This is a genomic window from Pseudomonas sp. M1 (assembly GCF_022760135.1).
GTDB lineage: Bacteria > Pseudomonadota > Gammaproteobacteria > Pseudomonadales > Pseudomonadaceae > Pseudomonas > Pseudomonas citronellolis.
Genome location: NZ_CP094343.1, coordinates 5,796,228 through 5,810,213 on the forward strand (window position 1 = coordinate 5,796,228; position 13,986 = coordinate 5,810,213).

General features: G+C 61.5%; 12 protein-coding genes. 11 read left to right on the forward strand and 1 reads right to left on the reverse strand.

All coding sequences use genetic code 11. The features are described from left to right. Positions 1-131: 131 nt before the first annotated feature. The 4 genes from PM1_RS25650 to PM1_RS25665 all read left to right on the forward strand — a co-directional run bounded on the left by PM1_RS25650 (position 132) and on the right by PM1_RS25665 (position 4,445). A complete protein-coding gene (locus PM1_RS25650; protein ID WP_009617585.1) occupies positions 132-1,145 on the forward strand; it encodes an outer membrane protein assembly factor BamD in 1,014 nt (337 codons plus the stop codon). 138 nt (positions 1,146-1,283) lie between these two features. Beyond that, positions 1,284-1,514, forward strand: a complete 231-nt coding sequence (locus tag PM1_RS25655) for a PP0621 family protein (RefSeq protein ID WP_009617584.1) — start codon at positions 1,284-1,286, stop codon at positions 1,512-1,514. Continuing rightward, on the forward strand, positions 1,507-3,096 hold the full coding sequence (locus tag PM1_RS25660; protein ID WP_009617582.1) for a sensor histidine kinase: 1,590 nt from the start codon (positions 1,507-1,509) through the stop codon (positions 3,094-3,096). The genes PM1_RS25655 and PM1_RS25660 overlap by 8 nt, the downstream gene beginning before the upstream one ends. 11 nt (positions 3,097-3,107) lie before the next feature. Then, positions 3,108-4,445: a sigma-54-dependent transcriptional regulator gene (locus tag PM1_RS25665; protein ID WP_009617580.1), complete on the forward strand. Its 1,338-nt coding sequence runs from the start codon at positions 3,108-3,110 to the stop codon at positions 4,443-4,445. A 97-nt stretch (positions 4,446-4,542) separates the two neighbouring features. On the opposite strand, the gene thiO is transcribed toward PM1_RS25665, so the two are convergent. After that, a complete protein-coding gene (gene thiO / locus PM1_RS25670; RefSeq protein WP_009617577.1) occupies positions 4,543-5,652 on the reverse strand; it encodes a glycine oxidase ThiO in 1,110 nt (369 codons plus the stop codon). Between the two features lie 178 nt (positions 5,653-5,830). Between thiO and PM1_RS25675 the strand changes: the two genes are divergently transcribed. The 7 genes from PM1_RS25675 to PM1_RS25705 all read left to right on the forward strand — a co-directional run bounded on the left by PM1_RS25675 (position 5,831) and on the right by PM1_RS25705 (position 13,937). Then, entirely contained in the window at positions 5,831-6,343 is a 513-nt protein-coding gene (locus PM1_RS25675; protein ID WP_009617575.1) for a GspH/FimT family protein, read from the forward strand. Positions 6,344-6,492: 149 nt separating this feature from the next. Then, complete coding sequence (locus tag PM1_RS25680) at positions 6,493-6,972, forward strand: GspH/FimT family pseudopilin (RefSeq protein WP_009617574.1); 480 nt, start codon at positions 6,493-6,495, stop codon at positions 6,970-6,972. Further along, positions 6,969-7,472 (forward strand): type IV pilus modification protein PilV, encoded by a 504-nt coding sequence (gene pilV, locus PM1_RS25685; protein WP_024128151.1) that lies wholly within the window; start codon positions 6,969-6,971, stop codon positions 7,470-7,472. Before PM1_RS25680 ends, pilV begins: the two co-directional genes overlap by 4 nt. 2 nt (positions 7,473-7,474) lie before the next feature. Continuing rightward, on the forward strand, positions 7,475-8,302 hold the full coding sequence (locus tag PM1_RS25690) for a PilW family protein (protein ID WP_043300181.1): 828 nt from the start codon (positions 7,475-7,477) through the stop codon (positions 8,300-8,302). Then, a complete protein-coding gene (locus tag PM1_RS25695; protein WP_009617569.1) occupies positions 8,299-8,883 on the forward strand; it encodes a pilus assembly PilX family protein in 585 nt (194 codons plus the stop codon). Before PM1_RS25690 ends, PM1_RS25695 begins: the two co-directional genes overlap by 4 nt. A gap of 27 nt (positions 8,884-8,910) precedes the next feature. Beyond that, positions 8,911-13,518: a PilC/PilY family type IV pilus protein gene (locus PM1_RS25700; RefSeq protein WP_009617566.1), complete on the forward strand. Its 4,608-nt coding sequence runs from the start codon at positions 8,911-8,913 to the stop codon at positions 13,516-13,518. After that, entirely contained in the window at positions 13,515-13,937 is a 423-nt protein-coding gene (locus PM1_RS25705) for a type IV pilin protein (protein ID WP_446731345.1), read from the forward strand. Before PM1_RS25700 ends, PM1_RS25705 begins: the two co-directional genes overlap by 4 nt. The last annotated feature ends 49 nt before the right edge of the window (positions 13,938-13,986 follow it).

Here is a 13,986-nt window from a genome sequence, read left to right on the forward strand (position 1 = left end):
GCGCGCCACCTTTTGGTGGGCGGCACGCTGTGGTTAAATACGGGGCCTTTGTCCCAGGGGTTCGCCTGGGGCGCCAATCATAACAGACGGATGCGGCCGCGACAGCCGACCGTCCAGGGACGCAAGCCGCCATGCAAGTGAAACACCTGCTGCTGATCGCCACCCTCGTCTTGGTCTCCGCCTGCTCGTCCAAGGGCGACAAGGTCGACGAGAACCTGAGCGAGAGCCAGCTGTATCAGCAGGCGCAGGAAGACCTCGGCAACAACAGCTACACCAATGCCATCAACAAGCTGAAGGCGCTGGAGTCGCGCTACCCGTTCGGCCGCTACGCCGAGCAGGCGCAGCTGGAGCTGATCTACGCCAACTACAAGAACGCTGAGCCGGAAGCCGCGCGTTCGGCGGCAGAGCGCTTCATCCGCCTGCACCCGCAGCACCCGAACGTCGACTACGCCTACTACATGAAGGGCCTGGCCTCCTTCGACCAGGACCGCGGCCTGATGGCGCGCTTCCTGCCGCTGGACCTGACCAAGCGCGACCCGGGCGCGGCGCGCGACTCCTTCAACGAGTTCGCCCAGCTCACCAGCCGCTTCCCCAACAGCCGCTACGCCCCGGACGCCAAGGCGCGCATGGTCTACCTGCGCAACCTGCTGGCGGCCTACGAAGTGCACGTCGGCCACTACTACCTCAAGCGCAAGGCCTACGTGGCCGCCGCCAACCGTGGCCGCTACGTGGTGGAGAACTTCCAGGAGACCCCGGCCGTCGGCGATGGCCTGGCGATCATGACCGAGGCCTACCAGCGCCTGGGCCTGAACGACCTGGCCGACAGCAGCCTGCAGACCCTCAAGCTCAACTACCCGGACAACCCCAGCCTGAAGGACGGCCAGTTCGAGCCCCGCGAGGACGACGACAGCAGCCGCTCCTGGCTGGCCAAGGCCACCCTCGGCCTGATCGACTCCAACACCGCGCCGCCGCAGATGGAAACCCAGGCGAGCAAGGACGTGATGCGCCAGTACGAAGACGCGCGCCAGCAAATCCCGCGCGAGCTGCAGCCCGAGCACCAGGACGAGGAAGTCGAGAAGCCGGACACCAGCGGCAAGAAGAGCCACTCCTGGTGGCACTACCTGACCTTCGGCCTGGTCGACTGATCGACCCGCCATGCAGAGGGAGGCTCCGGCCTCCCTTTTTCATGCCCGCGCGAATCTGCCGCACAGTACCGGCCCGCGCGACTTGTTCGCCGTGGTGGCTCGGATAAACTGCGGCTCTTCACGAAAAAAGGGAACGCCATGGTCCGCCTGCTGTTCTGGATCCTCCTCATTGCCCTGATCTGGTGGCTGTGGCGCAAGGCTACCCGCCCGCAACGCCCGCCCCAGGCGCCGCCGGACGACCCGGCCGAGCCCATGGTCCGCTGCGCCCAGTGCGGCGTGCACGTGCCGCGCGCCAACGCGCTGCAGCACGAGCAGCGCTGGTACTGCAGCCAGGCGCACCTGCAGCAGGACAGCCAGCGGCATGGCTAAGGCCATCCCCATCAGCGGCCAGCAGGGGCAGCGCATCCTCCGCCTGTACCACCTGTACCGCCTGAGCATCGGCCTGCTGCTGGTGCTGCTGATTTCCAGCGACCTCGACGACCGCGTGCTCAACGTCGGCCAGTCGGCGCTGTTCCATGCCAGCTGCTGGAGCTACCTGATCGTCAACATCCTGATCGCCGTGCTGATGCCGACGCCGCGCCAGTTGCTGCCGATCTTCCTCCTGGCGCTGTTCGACATCCTCGCGCTGTGCGGCCTGTTCTACGCCGCCGGCGGCGTGCCCAGCGGCATCGGCAACCTGCTGGTGGTGGCGGTGGGCATCGCCAACATCCTGCTGCGCGGGCGCATCGGCCTGCTGATCGCCGCCGTCGCCGCGATCGGCATGATCTACCTGACCTTCTACCTCAGCCTCAGCCAGCCCACGGCGATCAACCACTACGTCCAGGCCGGCAGCCTCGGCGCCCTGAGCTTCGCCGCCGCGCTGCTGCTGCAGGGCCTGGCGCGGCGCCAGCAACTCACCGAGCACCTGGCCGAGGAACGCGCCACCACCGTGGCCAACCTCGAAGAACTCAACGCCCTCATCCTGCAGCGCATGCGCACCGGCATCCTGGTACTGGACAGCCGGCACCGCGTGCTGCTGGCCAACCAGAGCGCCCTGGGCCTGCTGGCCCAGCCGGAACTGGCGGGCAAGCTCGCCACCGAGCATTGCCCGGAGCTGCTCGACAGCCTGCAGCAGTGGGAACGCAACCCCTCGCTGCGCCCGCCCAGCCTGCAGGCGCCCGAAGGCGGCCCCATGCTGCAGCCGAGCTTCATCCCGCTGCGCCGCGGCGAGGAACAGCACACCCTGGTGTTCCTCGAAGACATCTCGCAGATCGCCCAGCAGGCCCAGCAGCTCAAGCTGGCGGCCCTGGGCCGGCTCACCGCCGGCATCGCCCACGAGATCCGCAACCCGCTGGGCGCCATCAGCCACGCCGCGCAGCTGCTGCAGGAGTCCGAAACGCTCGATGCCCCCGACCGGCGCCTGACGCAGATCATCCAGGACCAGTCGCGGCGCATGAACCTGGTGATCGAGAACGTCCTGCAACTGTCGCGGCGGCGCCAGGCCGAGCCGCAACAGCTGGACCTCAGGCAGTGGCTGCAACGCTTCACCGACGAGCAGCGCGAAGGCCTGCGCGGCGACCAGCAGATCCACCTGCAACTGGGCGGCGGCGAGATCCAGACGCGCATGGACCCCAGCCAACTCACCCAGGTGCTGGGTAACCTGGTGCAGAATGGGTTACGGTACAGTGCCCGGCAGAACGGCAGCGGCCAGGTGTGGTTGAACCTGTTCCGCGACCGGGACAGCGACCTGCCGGTGCTGGAGGTGCTCGACGACGGCCCCGGCATCGCCCCGGAGCAGCTGGGCAAGCTGTTCGAACCCTTCTTCACCACCGAGAGCAAGGGCACCGGGCTGGGCCTGTACATTTCCCGCGAGCTGTGCGAAAGCAACCAGGCCCGCATCGACTTCAAGAACCGCGACGAAGGCGGTGGCAGCTTCCGCATCACCTTCGCCCACCCGCGCAAGCAGAGCTGAAAGAAAAGAGCATGAGCCGGCAAAAAGCCCTGATCGTCGACGACGAACCGGATATCCGCGAGCTGCTGGAGATCACCCTCGGCCGCATGAAGCTGGACACCCGCAGCGCCCGCAACGTCAAGGAGGCCAAGGAATACCTGGCCCGCGAGCCCTTCGACCTGTGCCTGACCGACATGCGCCTGCCCGACGGCACCGGCATGGACCTGGTGCAGCACATCCAGCAGCGCCACCCGCAGGTGCCGGTGGCCATGATCACCGCCTTCGGCAGCCTGGACACCGCGGTCAACGCGCTCAAGGCCGGCGCCTTCGACTTCCTCACCAAACCGGTGGACCTCGGCCGCCTGCGCGAACTGGTGGCCACGGCCCTGCGCCTGCGCTCGCCGGGCGCGGAAGACGCGCCGGTGGACAACCGCCTGCTGGGCGACTCGCCGCCCATGCGGCAGATGCGCAACCAGATCGCCAAGCTGGCGCGCAGCCAGGCGCCGGTCTACATCAGCGGCGAATCCGGCAGCGGCAAGGAACTGGTGGCCCGGCTGATCCACGAACAGGGCCCGCGCAGCGAAGTGGCCTTCGTCCCGGTGAACTGCGGCGCCATCCCGTCCGAGCTGATGGAAAGCGAATTCTTCGGGCACAAGAAAGGCAGCTTCACCGGCGCCGTGGAAGACAAGCAGGGCCTGTTCCAGGCCGCCAATGGCGGCACCCTGTTCCTCGACGAAGTGGCCGACCTGCCCTTGCCGATGCAGGTGAAACTGCTGCGCGCCATCCAGGAAAAGGCCGTGCGCGCAGTGGGCGGCCAGCAGGAAGTGGCGGTGGACGTGCGCGTGCTCTGCGCCACCCACAAGGACCTGGCCGCGGAAGTCGCCGCCGGCCGCTTCCGCCAAGACCTCTATTACCGCCTGAACGTCATCGAACTGCGCGTGCCGCCGCTGCGCGAGCGCCGCGAGGACATCCCGCTGCTCACCGAGCGCGTGCTCAAGCGCCTGGCCAGCGACAGCGGCCTGGCCGCGGCGCAGGTCAGCCCCGAAGCCCTGGAAAAGCTCAAGAGCTACCGCTTCCCGGGCAACGTGCGCGAACTGGAGAACATGCTCGAACGCGCCTACACCCTGTGCGAGGACGATGTCATCCAGCCCAACGACCTTCGTTTCGCCGAGGCCACCGGCGGCGGCGAAAGCGGCGAGGCCAGCCTGGCGCAAATCGACAATCTCGAGGATTACCTCGAAGAGATCGAACGCAAGCTGATCATGCAGGCCTTGGAAGAAACCCGCTGGAATCGTACCGCCGCGGCCCAGCGACTGGGGCTGACGTTCCGTTCGATGCGCTATCGCTTGAAGAAGCTAGGGATCGATTGAGCCCCTTACGCCCCGCCCAGGCAGAACGTAGGGCGGATAACCGTTCGCCCTACGCAAAGCCCATCTATTGCCGCCCTGCCCGTCCTCGCGAACGGGATCACGCCAACGGCGTCGCCACCAACCGCCCTTCCGGCGCATAGGGCTGCGCCTCGATGATCGGCTCGCGCTTCGACATCAGGTCCGCCAGCAACCGGCAGGACGCCGGCGCCAACACCAGGCCGTTGCGGTAGTGCCCGGTGTTCAGCCAAAGCCCTTCGTACCCCAGCACCTGGCCGATGAAGGGAATGCCCTCGGGCGAGCCCGGCCGCAGCCCTGCCCAATGCCCCACCGGCGCCAGCCCGGCGAGCGCCGGCAGCAATTCCTCGGCGGAAGCGCGCAGGCTGGCCAGGGCCTCGTCCGTGGGCGTCTTGTCGAAGCCGGCATGCTCCAGGGTGCTGCCCACCAGGACATGGCCGTCGCGCCGCGGAATGGCATAGCGCCCCTTGGCCAGCACCATGCTCGACAGGAAATCCGCCGCGCACTTGTAGAGAATCATCTGCCCCTTCACCGGCGCGACCGGCAGTTCCAGGCCCAGGCCGGCCAGTAGCTCGCCGCTCCAGGCGCCGGCCGCCAGCACGGTCGCATCGGCCCGCAGCTCGCCGGCGGCGCAACGCACGCCACGAATGGCGCCTTGCTCCTGGATGAAACCGCTGACCTCGCAGCCTTCACGCACCTCGACGTTCGGCATGCGCCGCAGCGCCTCGCGCAGCGAACGCGCCAGGCGCGGGTTGCGCACGTTGGCCACGCCCGGCATGTGGACCGCTTTCTGGAAGCCGGCTCCCAGTGCGGGGACGGCATCATGGACCGCCGAGATATCCACCTCTTGCAGCGGCCGGTCGTTGGCGCGGGCCCAGGCCAGCGCCTCGGCCTGGTCGTCCAGGTCCAGCCAGTAGAGGCCGGTGACGTGCACCTCGGGGTCGACGCCGGTGTCCTCCAGCAGTTGCTGGCCCAGCGCCGGATAGAAGTCCTGCGACCAGTGCGCCAGGTTCGCCACCGCCCGGCTGTAGCGCCAGGGGTAGAGCGGGGAAACGATGCCGCCGCCGGCCCAGGAGGCCTCGCGCCCGGTCTCGCCACGCTCGACCAGAGTCACCCGCAGCCCCTCGCGCCCCAGGGTCCAGGCACTCAACAGCCCGATAACGCCACCACCGACAAGCAGAACATCCGACATACCGCTGCACCTCGAACCGACAGGAAACCGGACGGTCATCCGGCGCGCCACTATACCAACCCCACCGAAGCGAAGCGTCCCACACCTTCGCCGGAATCGACGCACGACATCCAAGGCCCAGATAACGGACCAGAAGAAAGATACTGCGGCAGCAAGGCAAAGCCAGGGACGGCTCCTCATGCCCAAGAATCGCGGATTCAGCCTGCTGGAAGCATTGCTCTCGATTCTCCTGCTCTCGCTGCTCGCCAGCCTGGCCGTACCGGCCTTCGACAACCTGCTCCAGTCAAATCGCGCCCTTGTCGCCCTGCACAGCCTGCATGGCGCCCTGAGCCATGCCCGGCAAACCGCGGTACTGACCGGCCGCCCGGTCAGCGTCGTGGCCCACGAAGGCGATTGGGCCAAAGGCTGGGCGCTGTTCCACGACGACAACAACGACGGCCAACAGCAATCCGGCGAACCCCGGCTGCGCCTACACCCGCCCCTGGAAGGCGTGCAGATATACCCGGACGAAACCTCCCGCAGCTATATCCACTACCGCCCCCAGGGCCAGGCCATCCGCCCCAACGGCGCCTTCCACGCCGGCCATTTCCGGATCTGTGCCCAGCACGCCACAGCCCACCGGATCGTGATCAACCGCAGCGGCCGCATCCGCCACGAAAGCGCCCCCAGCGCCAGCCTCTGCCCACGCTGAGCAGCGCACAGCCGCTCTGCGACCGAGGTCACAGAAGACCAGCGGATATGACCGGACATCGCGCGTTTTGTATCGGCCATCCAACAAAAAGGGACATTTCCCACACAAATTGGCAGCATTTCCTTCAAGACAAACTGGAGGAATGCGCCATGTCGCGCCCCAAGGAAATGGCGGGGTTCACGTTGATCGAGTTGATGGTGGTAATCGTTCTGGTGGCGGTCTTCGCCTCGATCGCACTGCCCAGTTTCACCAGCACCATTCGCAATAACAACGTGCAGAGCTCGGCGGACGAACTTTATCGACTTTTGCAGTACACCAGAACCGAAGCGGTGGTGCGTCAGGCAAACGTCGTCTTGAGCGCCCCGGCAGCAGATACCTGGAATGGAGATCTGACGGTGAAAGTTGGGAACACCACACTTCGCCAATTGGGAGACTCCGGGCTGGGCAGCAATGTAGCCGCGTCTTCCAGCACTGCGAACGTGATATTCAACTCTTCCGGCAGTACGGGTAGCGCCTATTGCATCACCCTCTGCTCAACCCAGGATGACAGCGTTTGCCGTTATATCGGCGTTCAGGTTACCGGCCGTGTTCTTCCGCCCAGTACCAGCAAGCCCGGGGAATGCTCATGAGCGCGTCGAAATATCATCACATGGGTTTCAGCCTGATTGAAGTTCTCATCAGTCTGTTGCTGATCTGCGTAGGAATCCTTGGAATGGTGGCCCTTCAGAGCAAAGCCATTCCCTACACCCAGGATTCGGTCCAACGGAGCAGTGCTCAAATGTTGGCCAGCGACCTCATGGAACTGATTCGTAGCGACTCCGCGAACGTCAGCAGCTACGTGAAGAATACCGGTAGCGACTTTCCGAACGCCCCCGACTCTTGCGTGCCAATGCCAGATAGCGCCAGCGATCGCCTAGGCTGCTGGGCGGCAAGAGCCAAGACACTGTTGCCTGGGGCGGATTCGCTTCTAAAAGGCGACTTCTACATTTGCAAGAGTAAAACACCGGGAGCCTGCGACGCTTCGGGCTCAGCCGTAGAAATACAGATCGCCTGGACCAGCAAGGCAGGCGAATGCATGGACGAATCCAGCGGTACGACATGCCATTACCGGCTCAGGACGGGATTGTGATGATGAGAAGTTTGAATTCACGCCACCCCCAGGCTGGCCTGAGCTTGATCGAGTTGATGATCGCCCTGACCCTTGCCAGCTTCCTAATCCTTGGCGTCACGCAGATATTCATCGATAACAAACGCAGCTATGTCTTCCAGCAAAATCAGGCTGGAAACCAGGAAAATAGTCGTTACGCTCTGGGTTTTCTAGAACAGGAACTTGCCAAGGCGGGTTATCGGCGCCAGCCCAATATAGATCCCGCCTATGCGCTACCTGCGGATGACGGCTCGCTCAGCGGCTGCAACTTTGCCGCCGGCATCAGCATTGTCGCTAACAGCGAGCAAGACATCTGCATTCGCTACCAAGCCCGCGATCCTGCCGAAGTCGATTGCCAGGGGAAGGCATTGACTGAGACAGAAAAAGACGCCATCCAGAATCCCACTGCACTTAGCGCCACCCCGGATCCGGCAACGCCGGTATTCGTCGAGAGATTCACTGTGGCGCAGAGTGCCGACAAAAAGTCCTCCAGCCTGTATTGCACAAGCAGCAGGGGCACAAAAGCCCAGGAAGTAACTCCGAACGTCGTGGCTATACGTTTCGAGTTCGGTACCGGCCCCATCAGTGATCGCACCGTCACTACCTATACGACCTCCCCCAGCCTTCCAATCCGCGCCGTACGCTATGCGGTACTGATGCAGAGCCCCGGTAACGGCGTGCGCGAGAATGCCGACAACCCTGTCCTAAGCCAATGGCAGAGTCTCTACGGAACCGGCGACAAAATTACTGACAGCAAACAGATCTATCAGATCGCCGAAGGGACGGTCACCTTGAGGAACCTGATGCCATGAAAACATCTATTCCAAGGAACCAAGGCGGCGCCGCGCTGTTCATCGCCCTGATCATGCTATTGCTGGTCACCATGCTGGCAATCTCCAGTTTGAGGGATGTAACCCTCGAGTCACGGATGACCGCCAATAGTATCGAGAACAAGCGGTTGACCAACGCGGCTGAAGCCGGTCTGCGAGCGGGCGAAGGCAGTATCGGAGGCGCCCTCGTAAGCCCCGATAGCACCAGCGACTGCAGCGATACAAAAATTCCCTGTATTCCCTATGCCAGCAAGACGAGTTCCAACGACTACACCACACCCAAGTTCTCGGATACCGCGAAGCTGGCCAGTTATGCCCCCACCGACGGAACCGTCTTCAAGAACCCGGCGGCACCAGGCGCAACAGCTACTAAAACGAACATCCAATGGTATGCCGTACCAGTGGGTAGCACTTGCGTAGAGGACAACTGCGCACTTACCGGAAAGGGTGCAGCTTTCTTCTACGAAGTAAACAGCTGCGCTAGCGCTACCAACTGCAAGACCACCGATGGCAGCGTTCAACTCGTCATGCTGCGCTCAATCCTGGCAAAAGTATTCAACTAGCGTCACGCCGCAAACGGACAGGCCCCTATGAAAAGTAATCAAAGACCTATCTCCGCCCCCAGCCTGCTCGGACTCTGTGCTGTATTGGGCGCGACTCCGCTCGTGTACGCTGCTGATACCACCACCAGCCAGGTACCGGCTCAACTGCCGCTGTTCGTCAACCAGTCAGTACCACCGCTGAACATGCTGGTAGTTGGACGCGACCACAAGTTATTCTTCCCAGCCTACAACGATGCTTCAAATCTGAAGACCGGCTCGGCCATCACTGACGACGGTTCCCTAGACATCCATTATATCTCGAACGCGAAATTCACTTATTACGGCTATTTCGATTCGGGAAAGTGCTATAGCTATGATTCCACGAACTACTTCGTCCCCAAGTACATCACCAATGACAAGACCTGTAATGCCCATAGTGATGCACGCTGGAGCGGTGACTTCCTCAACTATGTAACCACCTCACGAGCCGATGCCCTGCGCAAGGTGCTTTACGGTGGCTATCGCAGCGTCGACACCGCCACCCAGACCTATCTGGAAAGGGCCTTCATCCGCCAGGACGCCCACGCTTGGGGCAAAGAGTACTTGAGCGTAAACAACGACGGCTACAACATCGCCAACTACACCCCCTACAGTGCCTCGACGAAAAACAACTACATCATCTTCTCCAACGCCAGCACTTCGGCTCTGTTTAGCAGCAAAACCGCCTTGGTGAGCCCTACACCTATGCCCTACCTGCGGGTACTGGCTGATAGTTCATCAGGCTATCCCTCTACCCAAAGCACCACGTCAGGGTCAGGTAACAACAAAACCACCACAACCACTACCTTCTCCAATGGCAGTTTGCGCGTCTGGAGTTGGGTTGCCCGCGAAACGCTGCAAGCAGGGGAGACAGTTTCGGCGACTGGTGTCCAAACAAAGTACGACAATAAAGGCAATGTGACATCTGGCCCGAGTAGTATTTCATTTGATTTCCCTGTTACACCGGATGACTTCGTCGTACGTACCCAGGTCTGCGTTCCCAACTTGCTGGAAAGCAACTGCAAGCTCTATCCCAACGGCAACTACAAGCCAACAGGCCTTCTCCACGACTATGGGGAAGGCAATCAAATGTACTTCGGGCTGCTCACGGGCTCCTACGCGAACAATCTGCAAGGCGGAGTATTGCGCAAGGCGATGAGTTCGTTTTCCGGTGAAGTAGATGCCAGTACTGGAGTATTCGGTATCGCCAGCACCAATGGAGGAAAGACGATCTATACCAAGCAGGGACTAATTTCCAGTCTGGATGGTATACGTCTCTCCGACCCGGCGAACTCTGGCAGCTACACCTACACTGGCAACACCAGTTCGACCAACTGCAGCACCGGCAATAACCTCGCCAACGGAGTCTGCCAGAACTGGGGTAACCCGCTGGGCGAAATGATGTATGAAGCGCTGAATTACTACAGCGGAGCCACGTCTCCTACTAGTGGCTATAGCTACGACTCCACCAAGCAGAGTACGGACAGCATCCTCGGCATGAGCCAGTTGACCAGTTGGGTTGATCCATACGCTAAGGGTGGAGTTACCGGCGGCACCGCTTACACCTGCTCCAAACCGTTCATGACCGTACTGAGCGACGTCAACCCGAACTATGATTCGGACCTCCCGGGCAGTCCCTTCACTACCACCAATTCACCCACCACAAGCGGCAGCCTCGCCAAACTCAACGTGTCGACGCTGGGTACCACCATGTGGAGCGCCGAAGGCCTGACGAGTGCCTCAAACATCAATATCGGGGAAATGTCCGGACAGGCTACTGACAATGCCCCTACGGCCAAGAAAGGTGCAACAAGCTTCGCCAGCTTCCGCGGCCTGCCCGAGGAACCAACCAAACAAGGCACCTACAACGCCTCTGCGGTGGCGTTCTATGGCAACAGCAATGCCATCACCTCCACCAAGCAGAGCGTCAAGACCTTTGCTGTCGCACTATCCTCACCTCTGCCGCGTATCCAGATGCCAGTCGGGGGCAGCATTGCGAACGGCAAGTACAGCGGTGGCAGCATCGTAACTCTGGTTCCGTTCGGCAAGGTCGTCACCGGCAACCCAGACGTGACCGAACAGATCACTGGCTTCTTCGTCCAGGCTATGTACAACATGCCAGGACAAACTCAAGATTCGACAAAAAACGGCGGTTATCCCCAGGCAATTTTCCGGGTAGTTTTCGATGACGGCGGACAGGGGGCCGACTACGATGAAGATGCTGCGGTGCTCTACACCGTATCGGTGAAATCCAACGGCACCTTGAGCGTGCAGCTACAAACCACTTACGCCAACGCCGGCTACGAGTCCCATATGGGCTATACCATTGCCGGCACTACGCAGAACGGCATATACCTCGACGTGACCGGAGGGGGCAGCGGCAATAACAAGTACGCTCTCGACACTCCGAAAGCTGACTCCCTGCCTGGCGGCTGCTCCGTCAATACGAATTCCTGCACCCAGGTCACCGCTACCGGCCCGACCCGAATCTTCACGCCCTCCAGCGCCACACTGGTGACTAACCTGCAGGACCCCTTGTGGTACGCGGCCAAGTGGGGCGGTTTCGACTACAGCACCACCAGCCCAAGGCCCATCAGCGGCAAGTGGGACTCGCGTAAGGCAGGAACCCCGGACAACTACTTCTTGGTCACCAACGCCACCACGCTGAAGGACCAGATGTCTAAGGCCTTCAACCAGATTCTGCAGAGCAACGACTCCATCGCGCGGCCAGCTATTCTGCCGGTGCTCAGCACCACCAACAACTACGATACCTACACCACCGATCTGAACGTCACCTACTGGACCGGTGACCTGATCAAGAGCACCAAGACCTCTGGCAGCACCACCACCACCCTGGACTGGAAGGCTAGCGAGCAGTTGCCGACCTGGAGCAGCCGCAAGATCCAGATAGCCAACTCGACGGCCACCGCCCTGCAGGACTTCACTTTCGATAACCTGGCCAGCCGAACGTTCGCCGGTATCAACCTGCAGACCAACCTGGACGCTAACAAGGTCAACTTCCTCAAGGGCGACACCACTAATGCAGGCAGCTATCGCACCCGCACCTCGTTGATCGGTGACATCATCAATTCCGGGCCCGTGCTGGTCGGCGACGCCCAGTACCTTTCCTCGGCGGCCAACATTATCGAGCCATCCGGCGACTATGCGGCCTTCAAGAAGAAGAACACCGCCTGCGCAGCAGGAACAACCAGCACGGCCGACGCTCCCTGCCGCCGCGCCCAAGTCTACGTCGGTGCCAACGACGGTATGCTGCATGCCTTCGACGCCAACAGCGGCGCCGAAAAATTCGCCTATATTCCGACACCTGTCATCCCCAACCTGTACTGGCTGGCAGACGCCAACTACAACAGTTCCAGTTCGTCCGAACACCGCTACTACGTGGACGGCACCCCGGTCGTCGCCGACGTATTCTTCGGCAATGCCTGGCATACGGTCCTCGTCGGAACGCTGCGCGGTGGTGGTCGCGGGGTATTCGCCCTGGACGTCACCGATCCGAACAATATCTCGCTGCTCTGGGAATACACGTCAGACAACGATACCGATCTGGGCTATACCTTCTCCATACCTACGATCTCCAAGCTGCACGACGGTAGCTGGGTAGTGCTGCTGGGCAATGGCTACGGCGGCAACAACGGCAAGGCCAGCCTGCTGATCCTGAACGTCGACCCCAGCGCCAAGACTCGCCTGATCAGTAAGCTGACACCCACTTCGACAGGCAATGTCAACAATGGCCTGTCCAGTGTCCGTGCTGCAGATATCGACTCCGACGGAATCGCAGACTATGCCTACGCAGGCGACCTGCAAGGCAACGTCTGGCGTTTCGATCTGACCAAGGGAGGTGCCGCGGCGTCGGTATCCTTCGGCGGCAGCCCACTGTACAGCGCAACAGTCAGCGCCGACGACGCCACCGTACAGTCAATCACCGCACCTCCGTCGCTGATACGCCACCCTAGCGGTACCGGCTTCATCGTGATTTTTGGCACCGGACGCTACTTCACCACCCCTGACAAGACCAGTACCGCCCTGCAGTCGGTCTATGGCATTTGGGACCAGATGAGCAATACCGCGCCATCCCTCGTCCGCAACGATCTGCTGGCACAGCAGATTGTACTGAGCACAACCGCCACTATAGGCGGCGTCACTCAAAACATCCGTACTCTGACGCAGAACGCCATGGACTGGACGAAGAAATCCGGCTGGGTACTCGACCTACTAGTCAAGGGAGGAAGCAACGATGGAGAGCGTGTTACCGACGAAATGTTTGCTCGCGGCAATCTGCTACTCGTACCGACACGTATACCCAACCAGGATCCTTGTTCCCCAGGTCTGACCGGCTGGACCTACGGTATCGATCCCTATAGTGGAGGCGCTACCACATTCAATGTATTCGACATGAACCGTAACGGTATCATCGACAACGCAGACCAATACAAGAACACTGTCATCAGCGCAGTGGGGAATACTGCGGGCGGCATAGCCCTAGGCAACGATCAACTCGCGACACCCGATGTCGATGATCCTCTACGCAAGGTGAACTTCGGCCCCAACTCCACCGGCCGGCAGAGCTGGCGCATGATTCCCCTCGCCACCCAATGAACAAACGACAGGAAAGGAATATGAGGGCAGCTCCCTGCAAACAGCGCGGCTTCACTCTTATCGAGATGATGATCGTGGTGGTGATCATCTCCATACTTGCCGCTATTGCCTATCCGAGCTACCGGCAGTACGTCCTGCGGACCAACCGCGCCGAAGGATTGGCGCTGCTGAACGACGCAGCAGCTCGTGAGGAGCGTTATTTCGCACAAAATAACACTTACGCCGATACGGCAGACAAGCTGGGCTATGAAACCTCCAACTCGACCAATGGCTTGTATCAACTGAGCATCGAGGATGTGAGCGCCTCAGGCTATACCCTGACTACCACACCGCAAGGCGCCCAGGCCGAGGACAGCTGTGGCAACCTGACGCTCAATGCCGCAGGCGTCAAGGGGCCCAACGCAGATTGCTGGAAGTAGAAACCTTCGATCAACAAAAAGCCCGGTCATGTGACCGGGCTTTTTCTTG

What these genes read in the sequence shown, in the direction of transcription:
- PM1_RS25650 (WP_009617585.1), top strand. Translation starts at nt 132, where the DNA reads ATGCAAGTGAAACACCTGCTGCTGATCGCCACCCTCGTCTTGGTCTCC.
- PM1_RS25655 (WP_009617584.1), top strand. Translation starts at nt 1,284, where the DNA reads ATGGTCCGCCTGCTGTTCTGGATCCTCCTCATTGCCCTGATCTGGTGG.
- PM1_RS25660 (WP_009617582.1), top strand. Translation starts at nt 1,507, where the DNA reads ATGGCTAAGGCCATCCCCATCAGCGGCCAGCAGGGGCAGCGCATCCTC.
- PM1_RS25665 (WP_009617580.1), top strand. Translation starts at nt 3,108, where the DNA reads ATGAGCCGGCAAAAAGCCCTGATCGTCGACGACGAACCGGATATCCGC.
- thiO (WP_009617577.1), bottom strand. Translation starts at nt 5,652, where the DNA reads ATGTCGGATGTTCTGCTTGTCGGTGGTGGCGTTATCGGGCTGTTGAGT.
- PM1_RS25675 (WP_009617575.1), top strand. Translation starts at nt 5,831, where the DNA reads ATGCCCAAGAATCGCGGATTCAGCCTGCTGGAAGCATTGCTCTCGATT.
- PM1_RS25680 (WP_009617574.1), top strand. Translation starts at nt 6,493, where the DNA reads ATGTCGCGCCCCAAGGAAATGGCGGGGTTCACGTTGATCGAGTTGATG.
- pilV (WP_024128151.1), top strand. Translation starts at nt 6,969, where the DNA reads ATGAGCGCGTCGAAATATCATCACATGGGTTTCAGCCTGATTGAAGTT.
- PM1_RS25690 (WP_043300181.1), top strand. Translation starts at nt 7,475, where the DNA reads ATGAGAAGTTTGAATTCACGCCACCCCCAGGCTGGCCTGAGCTTGATC.
- PM1_RS25695 (WP_009617569.1), top strand. Translation starts at nt 8,299, where the DNA reads ATGAAAACATCTATTCCAAGGAACCAAGGCGGCGCCGCGCTGTTCATC.
- PM1_RS25700 (WP_009617566.1), top strand. Translation starts at nt 8,911, where the DNA reads ATGAAAAGTAATCAAAGACCTATCTCCGCCCCCAGCCTGCTCGGACTC.
- PM1_RS25705 (WP_446731345.1), top strand. Translation starts at nt 13,515, where the DNA reads ATGAACAAACGACAGGAAAGGAATATGAGGGCAGCTCCCTGCAAACAG.